Source organism: Paraburkholderia phosphatilytica, assembly GCF_003443895.1.
Classification (GTDB): domain Bacteria; phylum Pseudomonadota; class Gammaproteobacteria; order Burkholderiales; family Burkholderiaceae; genus Paraburkholderia; species Paraburkholderia phosphatilytica.
This window is the reverse complement of sequence record NZ_QQOA01000013.1, coordinates 137,916-164,586: the sequence shown is the minus strand read 5'-3', so window position 1 is coordinate 164,586 and position 26,671 is coordinate 137,916. Positions and strand designations below refer to the sequence as shown.

Genomic DNA, 26,671 nt, shown 5'->3' with positions numbered 1-26,671 from the left:
GTGTGCTGGACACGAGCACGGCGGGAATTCGTCTGGAGAACCAGGCGGGCGGCGGGTTCGCCGCCCGGTGGATCAGTGCGCCTCTTCCCAGCTGGAGCCGGCGCCCACCTCGGCGACGAGCGGCACCTTGAGCTTCGCGACGCCGCACATCAGTTCCGGTAAGCGCTTACGCACGTCGGACAGCTCTTCGTCGGGCACTTCGAGAATCAGTTCGTCGTGCACCTGCATGATCATCAGCGTCTTGCTGTTCGACTGCTCGATCCAGTCCTGCACCGCGATCATCGACATCTTGATCAGGTCCGCCGCGGTGCCCTGCATCGGCGCGTTGATAGCCGCACGTTCGGCGGCCTGGCGGCGCGGCCCGTTGCCGCCGTTGATCTCGGGCAGCCACAGGCGGCGGCCGAACACGGTTTCGACGTAACCCTTCGCCTTCGCGCTCTCGCGCGTTTCGCTCATGTAGTTCGCGACGCCCGGATAGCGCGCGAAGTAGCGATCGATATAGAGCTTCGCCGCATCGCGCGTGATGCCGAGATTCGATGCGAGCCCGAACGAGCTCATGCCGTAGATCAGCCCGAAGTTGATCACCTTCGCGATGCGTCGCTGATCATTCGAGACTTCGAGCGGCGTCACGCCGAACACTTCGGACGCGGTGGCGCGGTGGATGTCTTCGCCGCCCGCGAATGCGCGCAGCAGCGATTCGTCGCCGGAGATGTGCGCCATGATGCGCAGCTCGATCTGCGAGTAGTCCGCCGATACGAGCTTGCGTCCCGGCGGCGCGATGAACGCCTCACGAATACGCCGCCCTTCGGCCGTGCGCACAGGGATGTTCTGCAGGTTCGGATCGTTCGAGGCAAGACGCCCGGTGACCGCCACCGCCTGCGCATAGTTGGTATGCACGCGGCCGGTCTGCGCATTGACCATGCGCGGCAACTTGTCGGTGTACGTGGACTTGAGCTTCGACAGGCCGCGATGCTCGAGCAGCACCTTCGGCAGCGGATAGTCTTCGGCGAGCTTCTGCAGCACTTCTTCGTCGGTGGACGGCGCGCCGCTCGGCGTCTTCTTGATGACCGGCAGCTCCAGCTTCTCGAAGAAGATCTGGCCGATCTGCTTCGGGGAACCGAGATTGAATTCGCCGCCCGCGAGTGTGTACGCCTCGTCCTGCAGTTCGATGAGCCGCTTCGCGATCTCGTCGCTCTGCACGCGCAGCTTTTCCGCGTCGATCAGCACGCCGTTGCGCTCGATCTTGCGCAGCACGCGCGACGTGGGCATCTCGATGGTGCGATACACGTGCTCGATGCCGGCTTCCGCCTTGACCTGCGGATAGAGCGCCTGATGCAGACGCAACGTGATGTCCGCGTCTTCCGCTGCGTATTCGGACGCCTGATCGAGCGGTACTTCGTCGAAGCCGATCTGCGAGGCGCCCTTGCCCGCGACGTCTTCGTACTTGATCGTCTTCAGCCCGAGATGGCGCAGCGCGAGGTTGTCCATGTCGTGCGGCCGGTGCGACTCCAGCACGTACGACTGCAGCAGCGTGTCGTGCTCGACGCCTGCGAGTTCGATGCCGTAGTTCGCGAGCACCTGCTCGTCGTACTTCAGATGCTGGCCGACCTTCTTCTTCGCGGAATTCTCGAGCCATGGTCGGAGCTTCGCGAGCACGTCGTCGATCGGCAGCTGCACCGGCGCATCCGGCCCGCGATGGCCGACCGGAATATACGCGGCGCGGCCTGCTTCGACCGATACCGACAGCCCGACCAGCTTCGCGACCATCGGGTCGAGCGACGTGGTTTCCGTATCGAACGACGTCAGTTCCGCCGAATCGAGTTTCGCGAGCCATGCATCGAGCTGCTCGACGGTCTGCACCGTGTCGTACTCGCGTTCGCCCCCGTCGATTTCCGGCGCCGGCTGCACGTCGGTCTGCGGTCCTTCCACCGCATCGGCGATCTCCACTTCGCGCAGCCACGTCTTGAAACCGTGGCGCGTGAAGACGTCGCGCAGTTCGTCGCGCGCTTCGGGCCGCGAAGCTAGCGACGCTTCGATCGAACTCACGTGCGCGGTGAGGTCGCACGCGGTTTCGACGGTGACGAGTTTTTTCGCCATCGGCAGGAAATCCAGCGCGCGGCGCAGATTGTCTCCTACCGCACCTTTGATCTCGCCGGCGTGTGCGACGATGTCATCGAGCGTGCCGTATTGCGTGAGCCATTTGATGGCCGTCTTGGGGCCGCATTTATCGACGCCGGGCACGTTGTCGACCGTATCGCCGATCAGCGACAGGTAGTCGACGATGCGCTCCGGCGGCACGCCGAACTTGTTGACGACGCCCGCGCGATCGAGCGTCTCGTTCGTCATCGTGTTGATGAGGGTGACATGATCCGTCACGAGCTGCGCCAGATCCTTGTCGCCGGTCGACACGATCACGTTCATGCCGCGCGCTTCCGCCGCGCGGCTCAGCGTGCCGATCACGTCGTCGGCTTCGACGCCGTCGATCATCAGCAGCGGCCAGCCGAGCGCGCGCACGGCGACGTGAATCGGTTCGATCTGCTTCGAGAGATCGTCCGGCATCGGCGGGCGATTGGCCTTGTACTCCGGGTACCAGTCGTCGCGAAACGTCTTGCCCTTTGCATCGAACACGCACGCGCTATACTCTGCACTGACTTCCTTGCGCATGCGGCGCAGCATGTTGATGATTCCATACAGCGCGCCCGTCGGCTGTCCGTCCGGACCGCGAAGGTCCGGCATCGCATGATAGGCCCGGTACAGATAACTCGAACCGTCGACCAGTAGCAGGGTCTTACCTTCCAGCTTGACGTTTTCCGGCTGGGTTTCCAGGTTCTGTTCTTCAGGCATTATGAACAAGAGAAAAGTGATTCCGAGTCTGCGATCGCTCGCAGATCAAGAGCGCGCTACGGCAAAGAAGGCCCGCGCTTCGTGGCAGATGTTCACGATTATGGCAGAGTTTATCGAGGCGACCGAGTACCTCTCGGAGATCCGCCCGGCTGTCAGCATCTATGGTTCCGCACGCCTCAAACCGGACTCGCCTTACTACCAGCTCGCTACGGACATCGCCCGAAAATTCTCGGACGCGGGCTTCGCGGTGATCTCCGGCGGCGGCCCCGGCATCATGGAAGCGGCGAACAAGGGCGCGCATGCGGGCAAGTCGCCTTCGGTGGGCCTGAACATCGAACTGCCGCACGAACAATCGGGCAACCAGTGGCAGGACATTTCGCTGCGCTTCCGTCACTTCTTCACGCGCAAGGTCACGTTCGTGAAGAACTCCGACGCGGTGATCGTGATGCCGGGTGGCTTCGGCACGCTGGATGAACTCGCCGAAGTGCTCACGCTGATCCAGACGAAAAAGTCGCGCCACGTGCCGATCATTCTCGTCGGCGCGGAGTTCTGGAAGGGCCTGCTTGCGTGGTTCCAGGATCGGCTCGTCACGATGGGTCTCATCAACGCGACGGACATGGACCTGATGAAGGTGACCGACGATCCGGACCAGGTGCTCGAAGCGGTGCTCGCGTTCTACGAAGACCGCGAAGAAAGCGAAGAGCCGTATCAGTCGAAGTCCGACGAAGACCGGATGTTCTATCTGTGATTCCCGGCGGGCGCGCGAGCGTCCGCGTCACCGCATCAGCGGGCGTTCGCGCGCCCGCTTCATCGCTTTCCCTCAAGCCTCGCCGCTCTGCGCTTCGAGCCAGTTGCAGAACTGCTCGACGAGCGGCGCATGCGCGACTTCCCGCCGTGCGACCCACCAGTAGCCACGCGCCGCGAGACGCGGCCCGTCGAACGGCGTAACGAGCCGGCCTGACGCGAGTTCGTCGGCCAGCAACGGCAGCGGCCCGAGCGCGACACCCAGACCATCCACCGCCGCCTGCAGCGCCAGATAGAAGTGATCGAACGACTGCTTCTTGCGGCAACGCGCAGTCACGCCCGCCGCGGCGAGCCACGCGCGCCACGCATCGGGCCGCGTGTCCGAATGCAGCAGCGTGTGACGCGCGAGGTCGTCCGGCGTGCGGATCGGCGAGCGCTGCAACAGCGCCGGGCTGCACACCGGCAATTCGCTTTCCTCGAGGAAGTGACCGCTCGCGCAGTTCGGCCAGTGCGCGGGACCGCGCCGCACCGCGACGTCGAAGCCATCGATCTGCTCGACCGGTGCGTTCGACGTCGCGAGACGCAACTCGACGTTCGGCGCGAGTCGCTGAAACTGGCTCAGACGCGGCAGCAGCCACTTCATTGCGAAGGTGGGCAGCGCGTTGACCCGCAGCACATGCACGACGCCCGTGTCGCGCAGTTGATCCGTTGCGAGCGCGATGGCATCGAACGCGGCCTCGATTTTCGCGAGATAGCGGCGGCCGTCTTCGGTCAGCCGCACCCGTTTTCCGACGCGCTCGAACACCTGCAGGCCGACCCACGATTCGAACGCGGCCACCTGCCGGCTAATGGCACCGTGCGTCACATGCAGCTCATCGCCGGCCGCACTGAAGCTCTCGTGCCGCGCAGCGGCCACGAAGGCGCGTAGCGCCGGAAAGGGAGGGAGATTGCGAGCCATGCTTGTGATTCTAGATCACAAGGCGGGCGCGCAGAAATCGTTTTACCACGGCGGGCATCGGCGTTACGCTCGGGGCCTTACCTGTGCATCTTCGTTCGACGCTGCTTTCAAACCGTCATGAATTACGACCTCACGCACGAACAACCGGCCGTGCGGCCCACCTCGCGCGAGCTCTTCACCGGCTTCCTCGGCCTCGGCTTCATGTCGTTCGGCGGTGCGCTGCCGCTCGCGCACCGCGCGATCGTCGAACAGCGGCGCTGGCTCACCGGCCCCGAGTTCACCGATCTGCTGGGCCTCTGCCAGTTTTTGCCGGGCGGCAACGTGATCAACCTGTCCGTGGCGATCGGCATGCACTTTCGCGGCATACGCGGTGCGTTCGCGGCGATCTTCGGATTGATCGCCGGACCGTCGCTCGTCGTGATCGCGCTTGGCGTGCTGTACGAACACACGCAGAACGACCCGCATGTGAAGCATCTGTTCGCCGGGCTCGCGGCAGCGGCCGCGGGTCTGCTGATCGCGATGGCCGTGAAGGTCCTGGTGCCGCTGTGGCGCGACTGGCGCGCGCTCGCGATCGTCGTGGCCGGTTTCATTGCGATCGCAATCGTCCGCTTTCCACTGCTGCCGACGATGCTCGTGCTGACGCCCATCTCGATCTATCTCGCGTCGAGGAGCGCTCAATGACATCGACGCTGATCGCGCTCGCGCTGATCTTTTCGCAGCTCTCGCTGCTGGCGTTCGGCGGCGGCAACACGATCCTGCCGGAGATGCAGCGCCAGGTCGTCGATGTGCATCACTGGATGCCCGCGAGCGAGTTCAGCGCGCTCTTCGCGCTCGCGCAGGCTGCGCCCGGACCGAATCTGATGGTGGTGACGCTGGTGGGCTGGCACGTGGCCGGCTGGGCGGGCATGCTGGTGACGTCGATCGCGAAGTTCGGTCCTTCTTCAGTGGTGACCGTGCTCGCGCTGCACGCGTGGAACCGTTTCAAGGATCGCCCGTGGCGCAAGATCGCTCAGCGTGGGCTCGTGCCGGTGACGGCGGGGCTCGTTGCGGCTAGTGCGATGCTGATCGCCAAGGCTTCTGACGCGTCGTGGATTGCGTGGGGTATCACCGGGGTCTGTGCGGTGCTTTCGTTGAGGACGAGGGTGCATCCGCTGGTGCTGCTCGCGGCGGGGAGTGTGGTGGGGTTGGTGGTGTTGCGGTAGAGAACGTTGCAAACGGCAGCGCACTGTGCGCTGCCGTCGCATTCGATGGCGTTACTGAAACGCCACCTCCGCAAAACTCCGCAGCTTCCGGCTATGCAACCTGTGCAAGCCGTTAGTGCGCAGAATCTCCATCGCTTTCACGCCGATCTGCAGATGCTGATCGACCTGAGCGCGATAGAACTGGTCAGCCATGCCCGGCAGTTTCAGTTCGCCATGCAGCGGCTTGTCCGAAACACATAGCAACGTGCCGTACGGCACGCGGAAACGGAATCCGTTCGCGGCAATCGTCGCGCTTTCCATATCGAGCGCAATCGCGCGGCTTTGCGACAACCGCTGCACCGGCTCGCGATGATCGCGCAGCTCCCAGTTGCGGTTATCCACGCTCGCGACGGTGCCCGTGCGCATCACGCGCTTCAGTTCGACGCCTTCGAGCTGCGTAACCTGCGCGACCGCCTGCTCGAGCGCAACCTGCACTTCAGCGAGCGCCGGGATCGGCACCCACAGCGGCAGATCGTCGTCGAGCACGTGATCCTCGCGCACATAGCCGTGCGCGAGCACGTAGTCGCCGAGGCGCTGCGTATTGCGCAGCCCCGCGCAGTGACCAAGCATGATCCACGCATGTGGACGCAGCACCGCGATGTGATCGGTGATCGTCTTCGCGTTCGACGGACCCACGCCGATGTTGACCATCGTGATCCCGCTGCCATCCGCGCGCTTCAGGTGATACGCGGGCATCTGCGGCAGCCGCGCGGCCGGCGTGCCTTCGTCGGACTGCTCGGACAGATTCGCGTTGTACGTGACCACATCGCCCGGCTCGACGAACGACGTGTACTCGCTGCGATACGCGCGCAGATCCGCGTCGTCGGTCTCGGCCATCATCGTGCGGCCGAGCTTTACGAATTCGTCGATATAAAACTGATAGTTCGTGTACAGCACGTAGTTCTGGAAGTGCGTGGGCGCGGTTGCCGTGTAGTGCTTCAGCCGGTGCAACGAAAAATCCACACGCGCGGCCTTGAACAACGCGAGCGGAGACGGCTCGCCGTTGGCCGGCTCGTACGTGCCGTTGACGATGCGGTCGTCGAGCGTGGCGAGGTCGGGCGTATCGAACACGTCGCGCATCGCGATCAGGCGGTCGCGGTCCAGATCGCCTTCCAGATGGATGCCTTCGGCGAACGCGAAGTGGATCGGAATCGGCTGGTCCGATACGCCGACTTCGATCGCCACATGGTGATTCTTGGTGAGCAGGCGCAACTGCTCGCGGTAGTAATCGCCGAACAGGTCGGGCCGTGTCACCGTGGTTTCAAATATGCCGGGACCGGCGACGAAACCATACGAGCGGCGCGAGTCGACGTGCGTGTTGACGTCCGTCCGCACGCGCACGAACGGATAGCACGCGCGCACGCGGCGATCGAACGGCTCGTTGCGGCGATAGCGTGCGAACGCATCGCGCAGGAACGACGTGTTGGCCTCGTAGATCGCGGACAGGCGCGCGACGGCATCGGCGGCGTCGTCGAACGCCTCGTCGGGAAATGCGTTGGCGGGCTGCTGAACCCCGCGTGACTGGGTGTCGTTCATATCGTATCGGGTCGTGGATTGAATCTGATGCCGAAGTCACCGGTCGCGAAACGCTGCGGCCTGACCTCGATAGTAGCGCGACTCGAAACGACGTGGCGAAACCGGTCACGAATCGTGTACGAACGCGCACGAAGCACAGTCTGCATGCGTCGTGGCTATTCGCTGAACGCGCACGGCGAACAGGCATCGTTCAATCCAGAAAAATACCGCCCGCGATTCCGACCGAACGGGCTTTTCCTGCCCAGCCGCGCGACGCTAACATCTCTCGTTGCAATCGTTTAGCAATACTGATATCACTGACTCAAACAGAGGAGCAGCGTGATGAACCGCTTCAACCGGAAGGTGACCATTCTGCTCGCCGCCGCCTGTCTTGCGATGAGCCTGCCTGAATCGTACGCAGCCACGCCGCCCGCGCCCACGCGGCTCACCTGGCCGCGCGACTTCACGCTGCCCTCCGGGCAGCTCGAAATGTATCAACCGCAGATCGAGACATGGAACGGCAACCGGATCGCGGGTCGCGCCGCCGTCGCGATCGGCGCGAAAGACGGCACGCCAACGTACGGTGTCGTGCGCTTCTCGGCCATGGCCGATATCGACAAGGCATCCGGTCTCGTGCAGCTCACGCAGATCCATCTTGACAGCGTCGACGTGCCGACGAATCCGGCTGCGTCGGAGCAGGTTCGCCAGGCCGTGCTCGCCGATATTCCATCGAAGGGTCTCACGGTATCGCTGGACCAGCTGCAGACGAGCTACGCAGCCTCGCAGCAGCTTTCCGCGGTCCAGCACGTCGACGTGAAGAACGACGTGCCGCGCATCGTATTCGCGTCGTCGGCCACCTTGCTCGTTCTCGTCGATGGCGCGCCGGTCACGCGGCCGGTTGGCGGCACGTCGTTCCAGCGCGTGATGAACACGCGCGCGTTGCTGCTGCAGGATGCGAGCGGCAGACTCTATCTGCGTGCGGCCGGCTTCTGGTACGCAGCCGGTTCGGCGAATGGTCCGTGGCTCGAACTCTCGGCGCCGCCGCAGGCGCTGCTGGCGGCCGCGTCGAAGGCCGAAGCGGGCAGCGGCAAGGCCGATCCGATGCTGCCCGCCGACGGCAAGCGTGCGGCGAAAGCGCCCGCCATCCTGATCGCAACCGAACCCACGGAACTCGTCCTCACCGACGGCCCGCAGAAACTCACGCCGGTCGATGGCGTCAGCCTGCTCACCGTCGCGAATAGCGACCACGCGGTGTTCGTCGATCCGAAAGGAAACGAAACCTACGTGCTGATATCGGGCCGCTGGTTCCGCGCGAAATCGGAAAGCGGTCCGTGGGAGTACGTCGCGGGCGACCAGCTTCCGCCGGACTTCGCGAAAATCTCGCCGCACGATCCGAAAGCGAACGTGCTCGTCTCGGTGCCCGGCACGCCGCAAGCGAAGGAAGCGGCGATCGCATCGACCATCCCGCAGACAGCCGCTGTCTCGCGCGCGAAGGCATCGATGGCGGTCAGCTATGACGGCGCGCCGCAGTTCAAGCCGGTCCAGGGCACGTCGCTCAACTACGCCGTCAATACCGGCACGCCGGTGATCGAGGTGGACAGCGCGCACTACTACGCGGTGTACGACGGCGTCTGGTTCGTTGCGTCGGCGCCGACCGGCGCGTGGCACGTCGCGGCCGAAGTGCCGGGCGTCATCTACACGATCCCGGTCAGCTCGCCGCTGCACTACGTGACTTACGTCCGCATCTATTCGGTTACGCCCGACACGGTCGTCGTCGGTTACACGCCAGGGTACATGGGCGTGGTGGTCGGCGCGGACGGCACGGTCGTGTATGGCACCGGCTACACGTATGTGCCTTACGTCGGTACGGCGTACTACCCCTATCCCGCCACCTATGGCTATGGCGCGGGCTTCGCGTTGAGCGCGGCCGAAGGCTTCGCGTTCGGCTTCGCCGTCGGCGCAATCTGGGGGGCGGCTGCACCGTACTGGGGCCCGTACTGGGGCGGCGGCTGGCACTACTCGAATGTCAACATCAATCAGGCGAACTTCTACGGGCGCTGGGGCCAGGGCACCGTCACGCACGCCGCCGGCTGGAACGCGTGGACCGGCACGCAGTGGCGCGGCACCGCAGGCACCGGATACAACCCGAGGACCGGCGCGAACTACCAGGGCAGCCGTGGCGCCGCATTCAACCCGTACTCAGGCAACTTCGCGGCCGGCCGCCAGGGCTCGTTCTCCAATCCGTCCACGGGCATCAGTGGCGCGGGACGCGGCGGCGCGGAGGGCAACCGGTACACCGGCGACTACGCGGCCGGGCGGCAGGTGGCCGGCTACAACGCGCAGACCGGCCGCGCGGGCGCCGCAGAAGTTGGCGTCACCGGTAACGTCTACAACGGTACGGCGTCGGTGAACAGCAAGGGGATCGTGACCAACCAGTCGAAGGGCAACGCGGTCGCATGGAATAACGGCGACGTGTACGTCGGCCACGACGGCAACGTGTATCAGCACGACCAGGGCGGCGGCTGGCAACAGCACACGTCGAACGGCTGGCAGCCGGTTCAGCCGAACGCCGCCACCAGCAGCAATCTCGAACAGCAGCGGCAGGCGCGCAGCAACGGCGACCAGCGCCTCAGCCAGACTGAAAACCGCTGGAATGGCGGTGGCACGGGCAACACGGCGGCCGCTCGCGGCAGCGGCGCGGGCGGCGGCGGACGCTTCCGCCGCTAACCTTTCGCTGACAACCTTGAAAGCCACCGCGAGCGCGGTGGCCCAGCGCCTGCAGGCGCGATCCGCATCACCACCACATCACGGCAACAGCCCCGCGCCACAATGTTCTCCAAGGCCGCGAAGCGCGTCTCGCTGCCCGGCGTGCAGCAATGCGTCACGGCATGCCAGGCGTTACGCAAAGCGCTACGCTGGTAGAATTCCGGCATATCACTGGAGAACCACCATGAAGCCGCTCCTTCCCGTCGCCGTTGCGCTGACGCTTGCCCTCGGCGGTGTCGCGCAGGCCGCGCAGCCGCAGTCCGCCGCTGACGCCGCCAATACGGCTGACGCGGCCCGCACCCAGAGCAGCCAGTCGGCCAACGAAGCGGCCGGCCTGCCCGACCTGAAAGCGATCAACCGTCCGGCGGCCGAAGTGTCGTCGAAAGTGGACATCAATGTGCCGCGCACGCCGAGCTTCTACGAACGCAGCCCGAACGGCACCACCATCACCGAGTACCGCGACAAGGGCAAGCCCGTCGAGGTCGACGTGCATTCGAATTTCGGCACCCACTACCAGATGAGCGCGCCGCTGGATACGTCGCCCGCGGTGCATGACAGCGGCCACACGAGCACACGTTTGCCTTCGGTCAGCCTCACGTACTGAAAAATTGATCCTCGCGGCCACGACCCGTCCTGCAACGGCTGTCGGGCCCATATAATCCACCGGATGGGCGCCTCGACCGCCCATCCGTTTCTACCCGCAAGCCGCCGGGCCCGCACACCGCGACGGCTCTCCTCGCAGCTCAATCCGGCGCGTTTCGATCAACCCGACCCGACGTTTCCCGCATGGCCGTCTTCACCGCTGTCACCGACCACCAACTCGCGCAATGGATGCGCCATTACGATCTCGGCGATGTCGTCGAGCTGCGCGGCATCCAGTCCGGCATCGAGAACAGCAACTTCTTTCTGACGACCACGCGCGGCGAATACGTTCTCACCATTTTCGAAAAACTGACTGCAGCGCAGCTACCGTTCTATCTCGACCTGATGCGTCATTTCGCGTCGCACCGGGTGCCGGTGCCGGACCCGATGCCGCGCGACGACGGCGCGCTGTTCGGCATGCTGAACGGCAAGCCGGCCGCGATCGTGACGAAGCTCGAAGGCGCGCCGCAGTTGCAACCGAACGAAGAGCACTGCATCGAGGTGGGCCAGATGCTCGCGCGCATGCATCTCGCCGGGCGCGACTTCGCGCATCATCAGCCGAACCTGCGCAGCCTGCCCTGGTGGCAGGACACCGTGCCGGCCATCGTGCCGTATCTCGACGATGCGCAGCGTACGTTGCTCACGTCCGAGCTCGCGCATCAGCAGGCGTTCTTCGCATCGGCCGATTACGCCGAACTGCCGGAAGGCCCATGTCATTGCGACCTGTTCCGCGATAACGTGCTGTTCGCGCACGCGGCGCCCGACAGCGGTCACGAGGTGCGGCTGGGCGGCTTCTTCGATTTCTATTTCGCCGGCTGCGACAAGTGGTTGTTCGACGTCGCGGTCACCGTCAACGACTGGTGCGTCGACCTCGCCACCGGCGAGCTCGACATGGCGCGCGTCGAGGCCATGCTGCGCGCGTATCAAACGGTGCGGCCCTTTACCGATGCCGAAAATCGCCACTGGGGCGACATGCTCCGTGCGGGTGCGTACCGTTTCTGGGTCTCGCGCCTGTATGATTTTCATCTGCCGCGCGCGGCCGAAATGCTGACGCCGCACGACCCAGGTCATTTCGAACGCATCCTGCGCAAACGCCTCGAAGGCGTTGCACTTCCAGGCATTCACCGCTCATGCAACTGATTGAAGTTCCCGCGAAGACCGGTTATGTCTGGTTTCGTCAAGGCATCTGGCTGTTCCGCAAGAACCCGCTCGCATTCCTGACGCTGTTCTTCGCGTACCTGCTCGCGACGATGCTGATCGCCCAGGTGCCCTTGATCGGCAGCGTGCTGCCGCTGCTCTTCGTGCCGGGCGTCGCGGTCGGTTTCATGGCCGCATGCCGCGATACGATCGCGGGCAAGCCGGTGTTCCCGACCGCGCTCGTCGACGGCTTCCGCTCGTATGGCGGCGTGGCCGCGCGCCGGCTGATCGTGCTCGGCGCGGTGTATCTGGTCGCGTTCGCGGCAGTCGTTGCGTGCTCCGCGATCGGCGACGGCGGCAAGCTGCTGCATCTGTTCGTCGGTAGCGAAACGATCGACCCGGAAACAATTCCGGTCGGCGACCTGTTGTACGCGTTCCTCGCGATGTTCGCGTGCTACCTGCCCGTTGCGATGCTGTTCTGGTTCGCGCCGATCGTCACCGCGTGGCACGACGTGCCGCCTGTGAAAGCAATGTTCTTCAGCGTCGTGAGCTGCTGGCGCAACCGCGGCGCGTTTCTCGTCTACGGCGCGCTGTGGTGCTCGCTCGCGGTGGTGATCCTGCTCGGGTTGCCGGTCGTGATGGAACTGCTCGGCGCGGGCGACTACTCGTTCGCGATCGTGATGCCGGCGTGGATCATCTTCATGACGATGCTGTACTGCTCGGTGTACGCGACTTACCGCGGCTGCTTCGGCGTGCAGACGCCCAACGCGACGCCCGAGCCACCTGTTACGCCGCCGGAGCGCTGACTTCGTTTTCCGTCGAGCGGCAACGCGTGTGGCGTTGTGGGACAATGTTCGCACGATGATTTGCACGCGATCGATTCGCGTGACACTCAACAGGGACGCTCCATGACCCAGCGCACACCCGTCCTTCCGCTGACGCTCGACGACCAGCTCTGCTTCGCGCTCTACTCCACCTCGCTCTCCATGACGAAGGCCTACAAGCCGCTGCTCGATCGGCTTGGCCTGACCTATCCGCAGTATCTGGCGATGCTGGTGCTGTGGGAGAGCGACAACGTGACGGTCAAAGAGATCGCCGCGCGCCTGAACCTCGATTCCGCAACCGTCACGCCGTTGTTGAAGCGCCTCGAAGCGCAAGGCTACGTGGAACGCGTACGCGGTACCGAAGATGAACGCCTCGTGTTCATCCGCCTGACGAAGGCCGGCAGTGCGCTCAAGCGTTCCGCCCGCGATGTGCCCGGCACCATGTTCTGCGCGACCCGGCAGCAACTCGACTTCCTCACCCGACTGCGCGAAGACCTGAACACGCTACGCGCATCGCTCAACGAATCGAACGAACAGCAAGACGCATCGTAAGCCTGCGATCGACTTCGCCTGGGCCTAACCGTTCGCGGCAACAATTCGTTTGCACACTAATGAATTGTGTACTATCTTAATTGTCGAATCGACGCAGTCCTGCCGGTAACCCGGCCACAGCGTCAAGAACGCGCTCATCTTTAGCGAGCGTATCGGTCGAACCCACCTCGGAGCCACGCAATGAACATTCTGTACAAGGCCTCTGCAACCTCTACCGGCGGCCGCGACGGCCGTGCCGTTTCGTCGGATAACGCGCTCGACGTGAAGCTCGCCGCACCGCGCGAGCTCGGCGGTACCGGCGCGGCGGGCACCAACCCCGAACAGCTGTTCGCCGCCGGTTACTCGGCGTGCTTTCTGAGCGCGATGAAGTTCGTCGCGGGCCAGCGCAAGGAAACGCTGCCGGCCGATACGACAGTGACGGCGGAAGTGGGCATTGGTCCGAACGACAAGGGCGGCTTTGCACTCGACATCGATCTGCGCGTGTCGCTGCCGGGTCTGTCGGCGGAAGCGGCCCAGACGCTCGTCGACACTGCGCATCAGGTGTGCCCGTACTCGAACGCGACGCGTGACAACGTCGATGTTCGGCTTGTGATCGACTGACGGGCCGAGCGCGGAGGTGGCCGGGTGCACCAGCCGCCGAATTGAGCGAACGAAATGCGCGGGCGTAGCCGACACGGCGACGCCCGCGTTTTCTTTGGTGTGGCGACGATTGATCTCGCCGGAACGCGCTAGTGAGTCGACATATTGAGTCACTTTCGATCTGTTTTCAGCGAGGCATGGCGCCTGCTGTCACGCAATGCCGTCTTTTATTGCGCGACGAGCCAACTGATGACACAGATTTCCAGCTACAAGTGATATCTTCGAGCGCACCCTCCCTGGTCAACCTCTACCCCGAATCGCGATGACTCTCCCGAGACGCCTGGATCGATCGTATGAAACCGGACTCGTATGGTTTCGCCGCGACCTGCGCAACACAGATAACGCGGCGCTGTACTACGCGCTGAAGCACTGCGAGCGAGTCTGGTGCGCGTTCGTGTTCGACACGACGATCCTGCAGCCGCTGATCGAGATCCGCCGAGATGCGGATGGCAAAGCGCGCGACCGTCGCGTCGACTTCCTGCTGGACACGATCGACGAGCTCGGCCACGCGCTGCACGACGCGGGCGGCGGACTGATCGTGCAGCACGGCGACCCACGCGATGAGATTCCCAATCTCGCGGATCGTCTCGGCGTCGAAGCCGTGTTCGCGAATCACGACTACGAGCCGCAGGCGATCGAACGCGACGATGCCGTGCGTGAACGACTGCACGAACAGCAGCGCGAGTGGCTGACGTTCAAGGATCAGGTCATTTTCGAGCGCGACGAAATTCTGACCGGGCAGAACAAGCCGTACACGGTTTTCACACCGTACAAGACGGCCTGGCTCAAGGCCGTGAGCGCGTTCGACCTCAAGCCCCATCCGGTCGAGAAGTACCACGCGCATCTCGCGCGACCGCCGAAGTCGCATCAGCATCCATTGCCGACACTCGAGAAGCTGGGCTTCGCGCGCAGCGACCTGAAGGAGTTGGGACTGAAGACGGGGATGACCGGCGCACAGCATCTGTTCGACGCGTTCGAGACGCGCATCGAAAGCTACGCGGAACAGCGCGATTTCCCGGCGATGAACGCGACGAGCCATCTGTCGATGCATCTGCGTTTCGGCACGGTATCGATCCGCACGCTCGCGCGGATGGCGCACGAGATGTCGTTGCAGCCGCACGGACAAGGCGCCGCGACGTGGCTGTCCGAGTTGATCTGGCGAGACTTCTACTCGATGGTGCTGCACTACAACCCGCGGCTCGCGGAAGGCGCGGCATTCAAGCCGGAATACGACGGACTACGCTGGGAAACCGGCGCGAAAGCCGATGCGGCGTTTACGGCATGGTGCGAGGGACGCACCGGCTATCCGCTGGTGGATGCGGCGATGCTGCAGCTGAACCGGACGGGTTTCATGCACAACCGGCTGCGTATGGTCACCGCGAGCTTCCTCACGAAGGACCTTGGCATCGACTGGCATCTGGGCGAGCGCTATTTCGCGCTGCAATTGAACGACTTCGATTTTTCGAACAACAACGGCGGCTGGCAATGGGCCGCTTCGACGGGATGCGACGCGCAACCGTGGTTCCGGATTTTCAATCCGGTGACGCAGTCGGAAAAATTCGACGCGCAGGGCCGCTTCATCAAGCAGTTCCTGCCGCAGCTTGCCGACGTGCCGCCGAAGTACGTCCACGCGCCATGGCTGGCGAGCGCGGAGCAACTGGCGCAATGGAGCGTCAGGCTGGGCGACAACTACCCGGAACCGATGGTGGATCACGCAGCGGCACGTGAGAAAACGCTTGCCCGCTACGGTCAGTAACGTGCTTCAGTAACACGCTCCCGCAAACCCCGAACGATGCGGCGAATCCGCATCGTCAGATGAACTGCGAAAGTTTGAAGCAGAACAGCGGAACAGAAAAACAGACCGGACGGCAGGACAGGGTCCGGTGATGGCCAGATCGACTGGCCGGAAGGGCTTAGTACGGGCCCATCCACGCCGGCTGACGACGCGACGACTCGCGATCGATCTTGCGCATGCGGAATTCGAGGTCGTACAGGTCGCTGGCTTCGGCCAGGTAGGCGTCAGCGCGCTCCTTGGCGCGTTCGTCAGCGGTTTTCGTCAGGAACAGGAACAGGCGGCTCAGCAGGTACATGGTCAACCTCTAATCTGGTGTGGTGCTACGACTAAGGGATAACCCGAATTATAGGGAAAACCCTAGGCGATAGCTAGTCATCAAAATAGAGTGTTGCTGCAATGCGTCAATTGGCCATACCCTCATGCCCGCTGGGGCAGACGGAACTGCGCGCTGCGGCGCAGCGATGAACTAGGCCGCGCTGGCGGCCGTCTTTTTGGCATGGCGCGTCGCGACTTCTTCGGCTGGGCGGCGCTGATAGTGAAGAAATTCCCAGATCAACGCACTGGCATCCGGCCCTTTGGCCGAGTGGAACGGCACCGCTTCGTCGCCACCCGCCCAGGCGTGGCCGAGCCCCTGGACGCGGCACAGCCGGACCACCCGACGGCCGCCCCGCAGATAGTCGCGGGTAATGACGCCCGCCTTGCGCTCTTCGCGAGCTTCGCCGTTGCGTTTGGCGCCCTTCGCATCGACGAATCCGTTGAGACGCAGAAACTGCTCGGTCAGCTGCTCGCTATTGGCCGGCGACACCACCCGGTCCACATCGCCCGTGAGGATCACCGCCGGCATGCCCGGGTAGTCGTCGATATCGACGGCTTGATCGATCAGCGCCACCGGCGATTGCCGCACGCCACGCCGCATCACGTCCATCGCGGTGATGCCGGAATGCGCCTCGCCGAATGCGGGTCCGGAATGCAGCGCGACCGCCGCGAACTGCTCCGGGTACTGCACGGCGAGCAGCATCGCGAGGCCGGCGCCGGCGGAAATGCCCGCCAGGTAGACCCGCTCGCCATCGAAGCCATATCGCTCCACCAGCGCCTCGACGAGCGACGCGACCGCGCGCGCCTCCGAGCCGCCCGCGTGATCCGTGGCGTCGTACCAGTGCCAGCAGCGGTGCGCGTGCGCGTGCTTCGACTGCTCCGGGTAGACGACGGCGAATCCGTAGCGGTCGGCCAGCAGGTTCATCCGCGTACCTTCGGCGAACCGGTCGGCATCCTGCTGACAGCCATGCAGCATCACGACGAGCGGCATGTCGTTGCCGATGCTCGCCGCGGGCGTGTAGAGCGCGTACGAAAGCTGGTTGACGAGCCGCCCGGGCGCCGGCGGCGCCGAATGGAACGACCGGACCCACGAGCCCGCCGCCCACGCAGCGGCGCGCGGCCGAACCCGCGATTCGCGCGTTGCAGGCGCGGCCTTCTCGCGAGTTGCGCGGCGCAGCTTCGCGGAAGGTTTGGCGACCGCCTTCGTCGGCCGGTCAGTGCGTTTCGTCGTGGTGCGCAGCGGTTTCGTCTGCGCGGCGACCAGCCGTTTCAGGCCGCCTAGCCAGAGTTTCGTCAGACTTTTGGTCATCCGAGCACCTCCTAAAAGGGGACCGATAGCTGCCCGGAAAAGCAGCCTGTGAGATGAGTTGTGCATTGCACCATAACATCAATCCCGGTCCGGCGTCGGCAGGATTCAAGGATAGGCGCTGGAGGTCCATCGTGCAGGCCGGCAAAGTCCCGCCGGGCGGCGGTTGCACGCAGATCCGGCATGCCGCGGGGCAGCGTTGATCAAAGTGTCCCACCCGGTTCACCTGAGCCGTGAGCGCGCCGACTATACTGTCAAAGTATTGCGTTGCAACTGTCGTCCCGGCACCGGGCCGATGCGTTGAACCGGAGGAAGCGCGCCCGCCTCATGGCAAACGCCAGGCCGCGCGCCCTGTTTCGTGGCGCCGTTCGCGTCGTTATCACGGTTATGTCAGGTCTCTCCCTTCATCAGTGGTACTCGATCACCAGCTTCGGCGGCCCCGGTCTGACGCTGCCGCTGGCGCTCGCCATCGCGTTCTGGCTGGGGTTCGGCCACACGTGGCGGATGGCGTTCGGCTGGCTGCTGATGCTGTGCATCGCCGTGAGCCTCGTGACGGTCACGAAAATCGCGTTCCTCGGCTGGGGCGTCGGCGTGCGTTCGCTCGACTTCACCGGCGTCAGCGGGCACGCGGCGCTGTCCACCACGGTGTATCCGGTCGCGCTGTTTCTCGTGCTGTTGCCGGCACGCCGTAGCGTGCGGATCCTGGGCGTCCTGCTTGGACTGGGGATTGGCGTTGCGGTGGGCTTGTCGCGAGTAGTGCTCGCGGCCCATTCGCCGTCTGAAGCCGTGGCGGGCTGTGTGGTGGGCGGGCTGACGGCGCTGCTGTTCGTGTGCTGGCACTGGCACGCGCAACCGGGCGACATGCCGGCGTGGCCGGTGGCCGCGAGCCTCGCGATGCTGGCCTTCACGCTACACGGCGTGCAGGTGCCGACGCAGCGCTGGGTCACGCACATCGCGCTGAAGATGTCGGGGCACGAACGGCCGTATATCCGCGCGCGCTGGAAAGCCGGCTATGGCTACGCGCCGGTGCATGCGCCGTCGGTGCCGGCGCCCTTCCCTCAGACTCAGACCCACGACGAAGACAGCGCGCCAGCGCTCCCGCCCGCGTCGCACTCCACGATCTGAAATCTTTTATTCGGGCTTAAGCAGCCTCAGAACACGCGACGTCAACGTCAGCTGATGATCGGCGGCTCGGCGCGCGCAGGCTTCGCTGCAGCCACACCCGGGCGCGGCTTTCCGACTGCGTGATGCGTTGGCGCTGACGTCTGCGCCAATGAAGCCTTCGCATGCGACTCCCGTGCAGTCGCCGCGACGTGCGTATTTTTCGCGCCGTGCGGCGCTTTGGCCAACGAATGAGAAGAAGCAGAAGCATGCGCCCGCGTCTTCGCGGAAGCATGCACAGGCGCCTTGGCAACCGCATGCGCATGCGCGGGCCCATGCGCCGCCGCAACCTTCGCATGCGACCGCACAACCGGCTTCTTCGCCATCGCTTCAGGCGGATTCCACACTTCCTGATACGCCGCGAATGCGGCGCCGGAACTACACGTCATCACCACTGCTACTGCCAGAACTACTGCTCGCAAGACCCTCTCCCGTTCGTCGACTGCCGGCTGCCAGGGCCGCAATTATACGCAGCCGCCAGCCGCCGTCAGCCTCTCGAAACAGGCAGGCAACACGCGTCAGTCAGTCGCATCCTTCGCCGGTGAAGCCGGCGACGCGGAAGACGCGGCGCCAGCTGCTACCGGTCCACCTTCCATCGTCAGCTGCGCATAGATGTCGTGCGAAAGCTCGAGCAGTTCCTTGCGGTCGATCGCGCCCGACACCGCATAGCCGAAGTCGCCGTCGATCCAGTAGAACACGTTCACCGGCCCGTCCATGTACAGCTTGAACGCGGTCACGTCGGTGCTGATCTTGCGATGCGAGATGCACAGCGTCACGCGCTGGCCGTGCGCGTCGTTGTACATGAACTGCGCGACCGGCCCGTCGTCGCCGGGCAACAGGCGTCCGCCAATCAGTTCGAAGCCCACGCGCGATAACAGCGGCGGATGCACGTCGGTGCCGAGTTTCTGCGACACCCAGCGCACGAGGTCTTGCTCCTGGTCCACCGTGATCTCGGCCGGGCGGATCACGTCCGGCGCGTACATCACGTGCGCGATCGCGGACTGCCGCGCGAACTGCATGGTCGGATCGAAGCTGACCGGCCGCGTCGCCGATCCATCCGACGATACCGCGCCGCCCTGCAAGTCGTCGACCAAGCCGCGCCCCATGTTGGTCCCGACGCCGATGCCAATGCCGAGCACCAGCGCCGCGGCCAGCCCCGCGAACTGCGGCCAGTTCGCCGCGTCGAGCCAGCGCCGCTTCGCCGGCAGCTTCAGGCGTGCCGGCAACGGGTCGCTCAGCACGCGGTCATAGCGCTCGTGCAGCATGTTGTTCAGCGAAAAATAATCGCTGACGCGCGCGGCCAGTTCCTCGTTGCGCTCGAGCTGACGTTCGATCTCGTCGCGGCGCGGCCCGTCGAGCAGGCCGTCGACATACGCGTGCAGTTCTTCGTCGGTGATCGGCGTGGGTTGCTCGTTCATCGCACCACCTTCAGTTTCGCGCTCGGCTGCGAGCCCGCCATCAGCGCGCGCAGCCGCTCCCGTCCACGCGACAGCCGCGACATCACGGTGCCGATCGGCACATCGAGCGCGATGGCCACTTCCGCATAACTCATCTCTTCCAGTCCCACCAGCAGCACGACTTCGCGCTGCTCGGCCGGCAACCGCTGCAACGCGTAGTCGAGATCCCGCACTTCCAGCGATTGCGCCTGGTTGCCGCTCACCGCGAATTCGCTCTCAGCCACGCTATCGTCGTCGACCGACACGTGCACCGCATGCCCCGACGGCTTGCGCACCTGATTCACGAACACGTTGTGCATGATCGTGAAGAGCCACGCGCGCAGATCGGTGCCGGGCCTGAACTGCGCGGCGTTACGCAGGCCGCGCTCGAGCGTGTCCTGCACCAGATCGTCGGCCAGATCGCGGTTGTTGATCAGCGCGCGTGCATAGCGGCGCAGCCGCGGCACGTGCTCCATCATCTCGTCACGGACGGCCATCGTGCTTCCCTCTTCGAGCCTGCCCCGAGGTTGCGCTCATGGCTTGCTTCCCGACGCCGCATCGGCGTGCGGCACACGCGACATCAGCGATGAACCGAGCGTCAGCAGATCCGCCGCCTGCATCAGTCCGTGCGTGTTCGCCCGGCCGGCCAGCACGTAGCGCGTATGGCCGCTCGTCCACATCAGCAGACGATCGTCGCCGGCCCGCAATGCACGCCATTGCGGATTCGCTCGCGAAGTCGGATCTTCGACGCGCAGCAGCACCACCGGCTGACCGTACGTGTTGCGATAGACGACGCCGTCGGCATGGCGCAGCGGTCCGACGCGCGCCTGGAAGGTCGACTGCACACGCATACCCGCGCGCGACAGATCCGGCGCGGCGATCTCCGCGCTATCCGTCGGACCACCGCCGCCGCCTTGTGTCACAGCAGTCAGAGCGGCGAGCGCCGCATCGTCGACGCGTTGCTGCGGCACGCGCACCGCGAACACCGTCGCGCAGAGTGCGATCAGCACCACCGCCAGCGCGACGAGCCCCGGCCGCAGCCAGCGGTGCAGCACGGCCATCAGCGCCGCCCGCCGCCGCAGGCGCGGCGGCACCGCGGCATGAGCCGCGTCGGCGCGACGATCGAAGCTCGATTGCATCATCCCGTTGAGCCGGCCGTAGAACGCAACGCGACGCGCTTCGTCCGGGCGGCCGCGCAGATAGCGCTCGACCTCGGCCGCGCGCTCGGGCGACAGCCGGCCGTCGGCGAATGCCTGCACGTCCGCTTCAGACAGCTTCGAAGGTTCGAGCGGGGGTTGAACCGGGGCCATGATCGTGTCGCCGTTGCGTATGGAAAGAGTCTCGTCACCGCCGCAAACAACGCCCGGCGCGGTTTTATTCCAGCACGTCGCGCGGTTTCGCGGGTCAACGAGAAATCGGTCTCACAGCGCTAGCGATCGTAGCGCAAACGCGCACGCCACGCCCGCCGGCCGTGGCAGCGCGCCGTGAAAGCAGCCTGATATCGCAAGAATATTCTTTGCGGCACACGCGGGAATAGATTCGCACAATGCGCGTTCGCGAAAGCATCGACCATCCGACCGATCGAGGCTATCGTGCACCGACCATCGCATTCTCCTCCCCCGCCCGCCTGCATGCCGTGCAGGCTCGCGGCCATCGGTGCCGCCGTCGCCGCGCTCGCGGCCGGCTTCGCGTGGACCGCCGGCTGGCTCACGCCGAAGCGGCTCACCGCGCCGCGCATCGTCAACCAGTTCGAAGCGAACGGCGGCGTGCATCCGGGCTTTCGTCGCAATCACGCGAAGGGGCTATGCGTCAGCGGCTACTTCGACAGCAACGGCAACGGCGCCGCTATTTCGAAGGCCGAAGTATTCGCAGTGGGACGCACGCCGGTGGTCGGGCGTTTCGCGATTCCGGGCTCTAACCCGTCCGCGCCCGACGCGAGCATCCCGATCCGCAGCATGGCGCTGCTGTTCTCGCTCGCGAACGGCCAGCAATGGCGCACCGGCATGAACTCGACGCCGGTTTTCGCGGTGCATACGCCTGAGCAGTTCTACGCGCAGCTGCAGGCCGCGGCGCCCGACCCAGCAACCGGCAAGCCGAACCCGGCGAAGCTGAAAGCGTTCTTCGCGAGCCATCCGGAAACGAAGCCGCTGCGCGACTGGCTCGCTTCGCATCAGCCGTCGTCGAGTCTCGCGAACGAGGCGTACTACAGCATCAACGCGTTCCGCTTCACGAACGCCGCCGGCGACACGCATGCGGTCCGCTGGTCCGTGGTGCCCGAGCTGCCCTATGCATCGGTCGACCCGCAGGCAACGCGCGATCCGGACTTCCTGCAGAACGAGCTCGACCACAGGCTGCAACAGGGCGACGTGCGCTGGCATCTGATCCTGACGGTCGCCGCGCCCGGCGACGTCACCAACGATGCCACCATCGCGTGGCCATCCGGCCGCCAGCAGATCGATGCGGGCACGCTCGTGATCCAGCGCGCAACGCCGCAGGCCGAAGGCGTGTGCCGCGACGTCAACTTCGATCCGACCATCCTGCCCGACGGCATCGCACCCTCCGACGATCCGCTGCTCGCCGCGCGGTCGGCCGCGTACTCGGTCTCGTACAATCGACGCGAGCGCGAAGAGGCCGCGCACGGTGTCGCAACGGTTCACTCATCCACCGGGAACCACCCATGAGCACGATTCACGCCACGAATCCGCAGCGCAAGCGCGATGCAGCGCCCGCGCCGCATACGCACTTCACGCCGCTGCAGCGGCTCCTGCACTGGACCATGGCCGTGCTGATCCTCACGATGCTGTTCGTGGGCGTCGGCATGGTCGCGACCGTCTCGCATCTGCATCAGACGCTGATCGCGATTCACCGGCCGCTCGGCATCGCGCTGCTGATTCTCGTGATCGTGCGGATCGGCGTGCGGCTGACGCGCGGCAGTCCCCCTCTGCCGCGCGATCTGCCTGCGTGGCAGCGAGCGGGCGCGTATGCGTCGCATCTCGCGCTCTATGGCCTGATGCTCGCGATGCCGCTGATCGGCTGGTCGATGCTGTCCGCGGGCGGCTTCCCCGTCACGCTATACGGGCCGCTTCATCTGCCGCCGATCGTGCCGCGCAACGTCGAGCTCTACGCGACGTTGCGCACCTTGCACACGGTATTCGGCCTGCTGCTGTTCGCAACGGTGCTGCTGCATCTCGCGGCCGCGCTTTTTCACGGGCTGATCCGGCGTGACGGCGTGCTGTCCAGCATGGCGCGCGGCGGACGGTGATGCTCGCGCTTACACCGCGAACTCGATCCCTTCGTCGCGCAGCACCCGTTGCACCGCGGGCCGTTCGAGCAGTCGCGACGTCAACGCGGACCACGCTGGGCACGTGTCGCGCATCGGCAGACCGATACGCACGCCCCAGCGGTACAGCACGAGCAGAAACGGATCGACGACGGTGTAGCCGCACGGCACCGCATACTCGCGGCCATCGGCCAGGCGCTGTTCGATCGTCGCGTACGACGCTTCGATCGTGCCGCGCGCATGCGCCGACACCGCCGCGTGCAACGCCGGGGCCGCAATGAAGCGCGCCGGCCGCCACAAGCCGCCGAAGCCCACGCCGTGCACCCAGCCTGTGAGCCACGCGAACCATTCGTTGCAGCGGGCCTCGTCGAGCGGATCGGCGGGCAGCATATCGAGCACCGCGCGATGCCGCCGCGCGATCAGCGTGACGATCGCAGGCAGTTCGGTCAGCACGCGCGGCTCGCCCGGCAGCTCCAGCGCGGGCACACGGCCCTTCGGGTTGATCGCGAGATAGCGCGGCGACTGCGTCGCGCCTTCGGCAACGGGAACGGCATCGAGCACGTATGGCGCGCCGGTCTCTTCGAGCACGACGTGCGCGGCGAGCGAGCACGAGCCAGGGGAGTAGTAGAGTCGACAGGTATTCATGCGGCGAGTGTAGGGACCCTCGGCGCGCGGCTCAAACGATAGATTGTGCGGTTCAGGCATTAGTGCTACTAATGCCCGATGACCCTCGCCCGCATCCCACCGCTTCAGACGCTGCGCGCTTTCGAAGCCGCGGTCCGCCTGCGCAGCTTCACGCGCGCCGCCGACGAACTCGCGCTCACGCAAGGTGCCGTCAGCCAGCACGTTCGCGCGCTGGAAGCGCAACTCGGCATCGAACTGTTTGCGCGCGAACGCACCGGCGCGGAACCGACCGCGCAGGCGCACGCGCTCGCGTTGCAGATCCGTCAGGGTTTGAGCGTGCTGGAACGCGCATTCGGCGCGACGTCCGCGAGCCGGCGCAAACACGCGAACGCCACGTCACACGCGGCGCGCGAAACGAGGCTCATGGTCAGCGTGCTGCCGTCGGTTGCAACACGCTGGCTCGCGCCGCGCCTGCCGCGCTTTCATGCGCGGCATCCGGAGATTGCGCTCGACATCAAGCCTTCGACGCATCTCGCAAGGCTCGATGGTCGCGACCGCATCGATGTCGCGTTGCGCTACGGTCCCGGCACATGGCCGGGTCTCAGCAGCGACAAGCTGATGGACGAAGAAGTGTTCCCGGTCGCGAGTCCCGCGTTTCGTGGCGGCAAACTGCCGCGCCGTTTCGCCGATCTCGCGGGCTGCAAGCTGCTCGTGCATACGACGCAGCCGTGGGAACCGTGGTTTCAGGCGGCGGGGCTCGACCTGAGCGTGCCGCCCGATGCGCCGTCGTTCGATGAAGCGAACCGCCTGCTCGAAGCGGCCGTCAAGGGCGCGGGCATCGCGCTCGCGCGCCGCTCGCTGATCGAAGCCGAGCTTGCGGACGGCAGGCTCGTGCGGCTGTGGAAACGCAGCATCGTCGACGTGCACGCGCACTACCTGGTGTGGCGCGCCGACAGCGCGAAGCTCGCCGCGATCGACGCGCTCCGCGCATGGCTGCACGGCGAGATCGCGGCGCCCGCTGTCAAACGGGCACGGCTTACGCGAACGCGGGTCGCCGCTGGCCAGGCGTCCTTGAGCGCGCCGCCGAAGCAGACGACCCGGCGGCACTAGCCGCGGCATCGTCGTCGACCTGGAACGCCGCGGCCGCGCGCTGCAGATTCAGCGCCTGCTCTTTCAGCGACTGCGCCGCGGCCGCCGCCTGTTCGACGAGCGCCGCGTTCTGCTGCGTCATGCCGTCCATCTGCGTGACCGCGAGGTTCACCTGGTCGATGCCCGAGCTCTGCTCCGCCGCCGCGGCCGCGATCTCCTGCACGACGCCGGTCACGCGAACGATCGCATCGCGAGCCTGATCGATGGTCGAACCAGTCTTCTCGACGATCGACGCGCCGCTGCCGACGCGATCCACCGCGTGGCTGATCAGCTCGCGAATTTCCTTCGCCGCCGTCGCGCTGCGTTGCGCGAGGCTGCGCACTTCGCCCGCGACCACCGCGAAGCCACGGCCCTGCTCGCCCGCGCGTGCCGCTTCGACCGCCGCGTTCAGCGCCAGGATATTGGTCTGGAACGCGATGCCTTCGATCGTCGCGATGATCTCGACCATGCGGCCCGACTCGGTCGAGATGTCCTTCATCGCCGCCACTGCATCGGTGATCATCGCGCCGCCGCGATTCGCGATGTCCGCGGCGCCGGCCGCGAGTTCGCTCGCGGTGCGCGCGTGGTCCGCGGTCTGGCGCACCATCGCCGTCATCTGCTCCATGCTCGACGCCGTTTCCTGCAGCGACGCCGCCTGGTTCTCCGTGCGCGACGACAGGTCCGCGTTGCCGTTCGCGATCTCGTTCGCGCCGCACGCCACGTTGTCCGACGCGTGCTTGATCTGGCGGATCGTGCCGGTCAGCGCCTCGCGCATCCGCTGCATTACGTGCAGCAGGCTCGATGTGTCGTCGTTACGCGTGCGGATCGCGACCGTCAGATCGCCGGAAGCGATCGCCTCCGCGACACCCGCGGCATACGCCGGATCGCCGCCGATCGTGTGCTGGATGCTGCGGTTCGTCAGCGTGACCAGCATGATGAGCAGCGCCGCCACGCCCAGGAAGATCGCGCCCAGCACCCACACCGATTGCATGAAGGCGGCGTCGATGTCGTCGACATAGGCGCCCGTTGCGATGATCCAGTCCCACGGCGCGTAGCGCACCACGTAGCCGATCTTGCCGACCGCCTGGGCCGAAGTCGCGCCCGGATGCGGGAACACGTAGTCGACGAAGCCGCCTTCCGGCGCCTGCGCCACCGATGCGAAGGTCACGTAGTGGTGACGGCCGTCGGCATCCGCGCTGCCTGCCAGGTCCTTGCCTTCGAGCGCCGGCTTGATGGGGTGCATCACCATCTGCGGCTTCGAATTGATCACGAGGAAGTAGCCGTCTTCGCCGTAGCGGACCGCGCGCAGCCGCGCCAGCGCCTGCTTGCGGGCGTCCGCTTCAGGGAGCGCGCCGCTTTGCGCGAGCGCTGCGTACTCCTTCACGATGCTGAGCCCGACCTGCGCGACGTTCGTGAGGTCGTGCTTGCGTTCTTCGATGCGCGTCTCGCGCGACTGCCACGCAGCCGACACCGACACGGCGAACAGTGCAACGAGACTGATGATGAGCGGCAGCCACAGCTTCTGCGTAAAACTGAGTTTAGGCATCCTGAGCCCTCTGGGAGGCAAATTGAGATCGCACCGCATCGCCACGGGTGGCGGCGCGGAACCGGCGCGGCGGGTGTCCGCTGGCGGGCTGACCGGCGGCAAAGCGGTTCCTGCCTGCAATATCGGCGGCTTCCGGCAAAAGTTTTGTCCAGTGAAACCCTTGCAATGTGAAAGGGAATCATCAGACAAACAGATTGATGAACTTGCTTTAATCCATT

At 65.4% G+C, this 26,671-nt stretch carries 24 protein-coding genes; 14 read left to right on the top strand and 10 right to left on the bottom strand.

Translation table 11 applies throughout. From position 1 onward, the window contains the following. Positions 1 to 72: 72 nt before the first annotated feature. Positions 73 to 2,844, bottom strand: coding sequence for a DNA polymerase I (gene polA, locus DVS29_RS16580; protein WP_118181555.1), 2,772 nt, complete (start codon positions 2,842 to 2,844; stop codon positions 73 to 75). A 1-nt stretch (position 2,845) separates the two neighbouring features. Here polA and DVS29_RS16575 point away from each other — a divergent pair, with 1 nt between their 5' ends. After that, positions 2,846 to 3,592, top strand: a complete 747-nt coding sequence (locus DVS29_RS16575; RefSeq protein ID WP_118181554.1) for an LOG family protein — start codon at positions 2,846 to 2,848, stop codon at positions 3,590 to 3,592. A 72-nt stretch (positions 3,593 to 3,664) separates the two neighbouring features. Here DVS29_RS16575 and DVS29_RS16570 read toward each other — a convergent pair whose 3' ends face one another. Further along, the gene (locus DVS29_RS16570; RefSeq protein WP_118181553.1) at positions 3,665 to 4,546 is read right to left on the bottom strand and encodes a transcriptional regulator GcvA; all 882 of its coding nucleotides are present in this window, start codon (positions 4,544 to 4,546) and stop codon (positions 3,665 to 3,667) included. Between the two features lie 117 nt (positions 4,547 to 4,663). Between DVS29_RS16570 and DVS29_RS16565 the strand changes: the two genes are divergently transcribed. After that, positions 4,664 to 5,227 carry a chromate transporter gene (locus tag DVS29_RS16565; RefSeq protein ID WP_118181552.1) on the top strand — a complete coding sequence of 188 codons (564 nt, stop codon included), beginning with the start codon at positions 4,664 to 4,666 and terminating at the stop codon, positions 5,225 to 5,227. After that, positions 5,224 to 5,748, top strand: coding sequence for a chromate transporter (locus DVS29_RS16560; RefSeq protein ID WP_118181551.1), 525 nt, complete (start codon positions 5,224 to 5,226; stop codon positions 5,746 to 5,748). The genes DVS29_RS16565 and DVS29_RS16560 overlap by 4 nt, the downstream gene beginning before the upstream one ends. A 51-nt stretch (positions 5,749 to 5,799) precedes the next feature. Here DVS29_RS16560 and DVS29_RS16555 read toward each other — a convergent pair whose 3' ends face one another. After that, positions 5,800 to 7,323 carry an AMP nucleosidase gene (locus DVS29_RS16555; RefSeq protein ID WP_118181550.1) on the bottom strand — a complete coding sequence of 508 codons (1,524 nt, stop codon included), beginning with the start codon at positions 7,321 to 7,323 and terminating at the stop codon, positions 5,800 to 5,802. Positions 7,324 to 7,644: 321 nt separating this feature from the next. On the opposite strand from DVS29_RS16555, the gene DVS29_RS16550 reads away from it, so the two are divergent. From DVS29_RS16550 to DVS29_RS16520, 7 genes are all read left to right on the top strand, one after another. Then, the gene (locus DVS29_RS16550) at positions 7,645 to 10,029 is read left to right on the top strand and encodes a carbohydrate-binding family V/XII (RefSeq protein WP_118181549.1); all 2,385 of its coding nucleotides are present in this window, start codon (positions 7,645 to 7,647) and stop codon (positions 10,027 to 10,029) included. A gap of 223 nt (positions 10,030 to 10,252) precedes the next feature. Next, entirely contained in the window at positions 10,253 to 10,672 is a 420-nt protein-coding gene (locus tag DVS29_RS16545; RefSeq protein WP_118181548.1) for a hypothetical protein, read from the top strand. A gap of 182 nt (positions 10,673 to 10,854) precedes the next feature. Next, positions 10,855 to 11,850 carry a homoserine kinase gene (locus DVS29_RS16540; protein ID WP_118181547.1) on the top strand — a complete coding sequence of 332 codons (996 nt, stop codon included), beginning with the start codon at positions 10,855 to 10,857 and terminating at the stop codon, positions 11,848 to 11,850. Continuing rightward, positions 11,841 to 12,653: a BPSS1780 family membrane protein gene (locus tag DVS29_RS16535; protein ID WP_118181546.1), complete on the top strand. Its 813-nt coding sequence runs from the start codon at positions 11,841 to 11,843 to the stop codon at positions 12,651 to 12,653. The genes DVS29_RS16540 and DVS29_RS16535 overlap by 10 nt, the downstream gene beginning before the upstream one ends. Before the next feature lie 102 nt (positions 12,654 to 12,755). Beyond that, entirely contained in the window at positions 12,756 to 13,223 is a 468-nt protein-coding gene (locus tag DVS29_RS16530; protein ID WP_118181545.1) for a MarR family winged helix-turn-helix transcriptional regulator, read from the top strand. A 180-nt stretch (positions 13,224 to 13,403) separates the two neighbouring features. Continuing rightward, positions 13,404 to 13,823 carry an organic hydroperoxide resistance protein gene (locus DVS29_RS16525; protein WP_118181544.1) on the top strand — a complete coding sequence of 140 codons (420 nt, stop codon included), beginning with the start codon at positions 13,404 to 13,406 and terminating at the stop codon, positions 13,821 to 13,823. Positions 13,824 to 14,124: 301 nt separating this feature from the next. After that, the gene (locus DVS29_RS16520) at positions 14,125 to 15,618 is read left to right on the top strand and encodes a cryptochrome/photolyase family protein (RefSeq protein WP_118181543.1); all 1,494 of its coding nucleotides are present in this window, start codon (positions 14,125 to 14,127) and stop codon (positions 15,616 to 15,618) included. Between the two features lie 157 nt (positions 15,619 to 15,775). On the opposite strand, the gene DVS29_RS16515 is transcribed toward DVS29_RS16520, so the two are convergent. Both DVS29_RS16515 and DVS29_RS16510 read right to left on the bottom strand, forming a co-directional pair. Further along, a complete protein-coding gene (locus DVS29_RS16515; protein WP_118181542.1) occupies positions 15,776 to 15,952 on the bottom strand; it encodes a DUF3563 family protein in 177 nt (58 codons plus the stop codon). Between the two features lie 171 nt (positions 15,953 to 16,123). After that, positions 16,124 to 17,281, bottom strand: coding sequence for an extracellular catalytic domain type 1 short-chain-length polyhydroxyalkanoate depolymerase (locus DVS29_RS16510; RefSeq protein ID WP_118181541.1), 1,158 nt, complete (start codon positions 17,279 to 17,281; stop codon positions 16,124 to 16,126). A gap of 384 nt (positions 17,282 to 17,665) precedes the next feature. Between DVS29_RS16510 and DVS29_RS16505 the strand changes: the two genes are divergently transcribed. Then, positions 17,666 to 18,403, top strand: coding sequence for a phosphatase PAP2 family protein (locus DVS29_RS16505; RefSeq protein ID WP_118181540.1), 738 nt, complete (start codon positions 17,666 to 17,668; stop codon positions 18,401 to 18,403). 554 nt (positions 18,404 to 18,957) lie between these two features. Here DVS29_RS16505 and DVS29_RS16495 read toward each other — a convergent pair. From DVS29_RS16495 to DVS29_RS16485, 3 genes are read right to left on the bottom strand one after another with little or no spacing between them, the layout of a single operon-like run. Next, positions 18,958 to 19,857, bottom strand: a complete 900-nt coding sequence (locus DVS29_RS16495) for an anti-sigma factor family protein (protein WP_118181538.1) — start codon at positions 19,855 to 19,857, stop codon at positions 18,958 to 18,960. Then, complete coding sequence (locus tag DVS29_RS16490) at positions 19,854 to 20,372, bottom strand: RNA polymerase sigma factor (protein WP_118181537.1); 519 nt, start codon at positions 20,370 to 20,372, stop codon at positions 19,854 to 19,856. Before DVS29_RS16490 ends, DVS29_RS16495 begins: the two co-directional genes overlap by 4 nt. A 36-nt stretch (positions 20,373 to 20,408) precedes the next feature. Further along, positions 20,409 to 21,185, bottom strand: coding sequence for an anti-sigma factor family protein (locus DVS29_RS16485; protein WP_118181536.1), 777 nt, complete (start codon positions 21,183 to 21,185; stop codon positions 20,409 to 20,411). 321 nt (positions 21,186 to 21,506) lie between these two features. On the opposite strand from DVS29_RS16485, the gene DVS29_RS16480 reads away from it, so the two are divergent. Both DVS29_RS16480 and DVS29_RS16475 read left to right on the top strand, forming a co-directional pair. Continuing rightward, positions 21,507 to 22,556 carry a catalase family peroxidase gene (locus DVS29_RS16480; RefSeq protein ID WP_118181535.1) on the top strand — a complete coding sequence of 350 codons (1,050 nt, stop codon included), beginning with the start codon at positions 21,507 to 21,509 and terminating at the stop codon, positions 22,554 to 22,556. Further along, positions 22,553 to 23,137 (top strand): cytochrome b, encoded by a 585-nt coding sequence (locus DVS29_RS16475; RefSeq protein WP_118181534.1) that lies wholly within the window; start codon positions 22,553 to 22,555, stop codon positions 23,135 to 23,137. Before DVS29_RS16480 ends, DVS29_RS16475 begins: the two co-directional genes overlap by 4 nt. A 9-nt stretch (positions 23,138 to 23,146) precedes the next feature. Here the strand turns inward: DVS29_RS16475 and DVS29_RS16470 are convergent, their stop codons facing one another. Further along, positions 23,147 to 23,800, bottom strand: coding sequence for a glutathione S-transferase family protein (locus DVS29_RS16470; RefSeq protein ID WP_118181533.1), 654 nt, complete (start codon positions 23,798 to 23,800; stop codon positions 23,147 to 23,149). A gap of 78 nt (positions 23,801 to 23,878) precedes the next feature. On the opposite strand from DVS29_RS16470, the gene DVS29_RS16465 reads away from it, so the two are divergent. After that, positions 23,879 to 24,889: a LysR substrate-binding domain-containing protein gene (locus DVS29_RS16465; RefSeq protein ID WP_118181532.1), complete on the top strand. Its 1,011-nt coding sequence runs from the start codon at positions 23,879 to 23,881 to the stop codon at positions 24,887 to 24,889. On the opposite strand, the gene DVS29_RS16460 is transcribed toward DVS29_RS16465, so the two are convergent. Beyond that, positions 24,816 to 26,453: a methyl-accepting chemotaxis protein gene (locus DVS29_RS16460; protein WP_118181531.1), complete on the bottom strand. Its 1,638-nt coding sequence runs from the start codon at positions 26,451 to 26,453 to the stop codon at positions 24,816 to 24,818. The two genes, DVS29_RS16465 and DVS29_RS16460, sit on opposite strands and share 74 nt — an antisense overlap. Positions 26,454 to 26,671 lie beyond the last annotated feature (218 nt).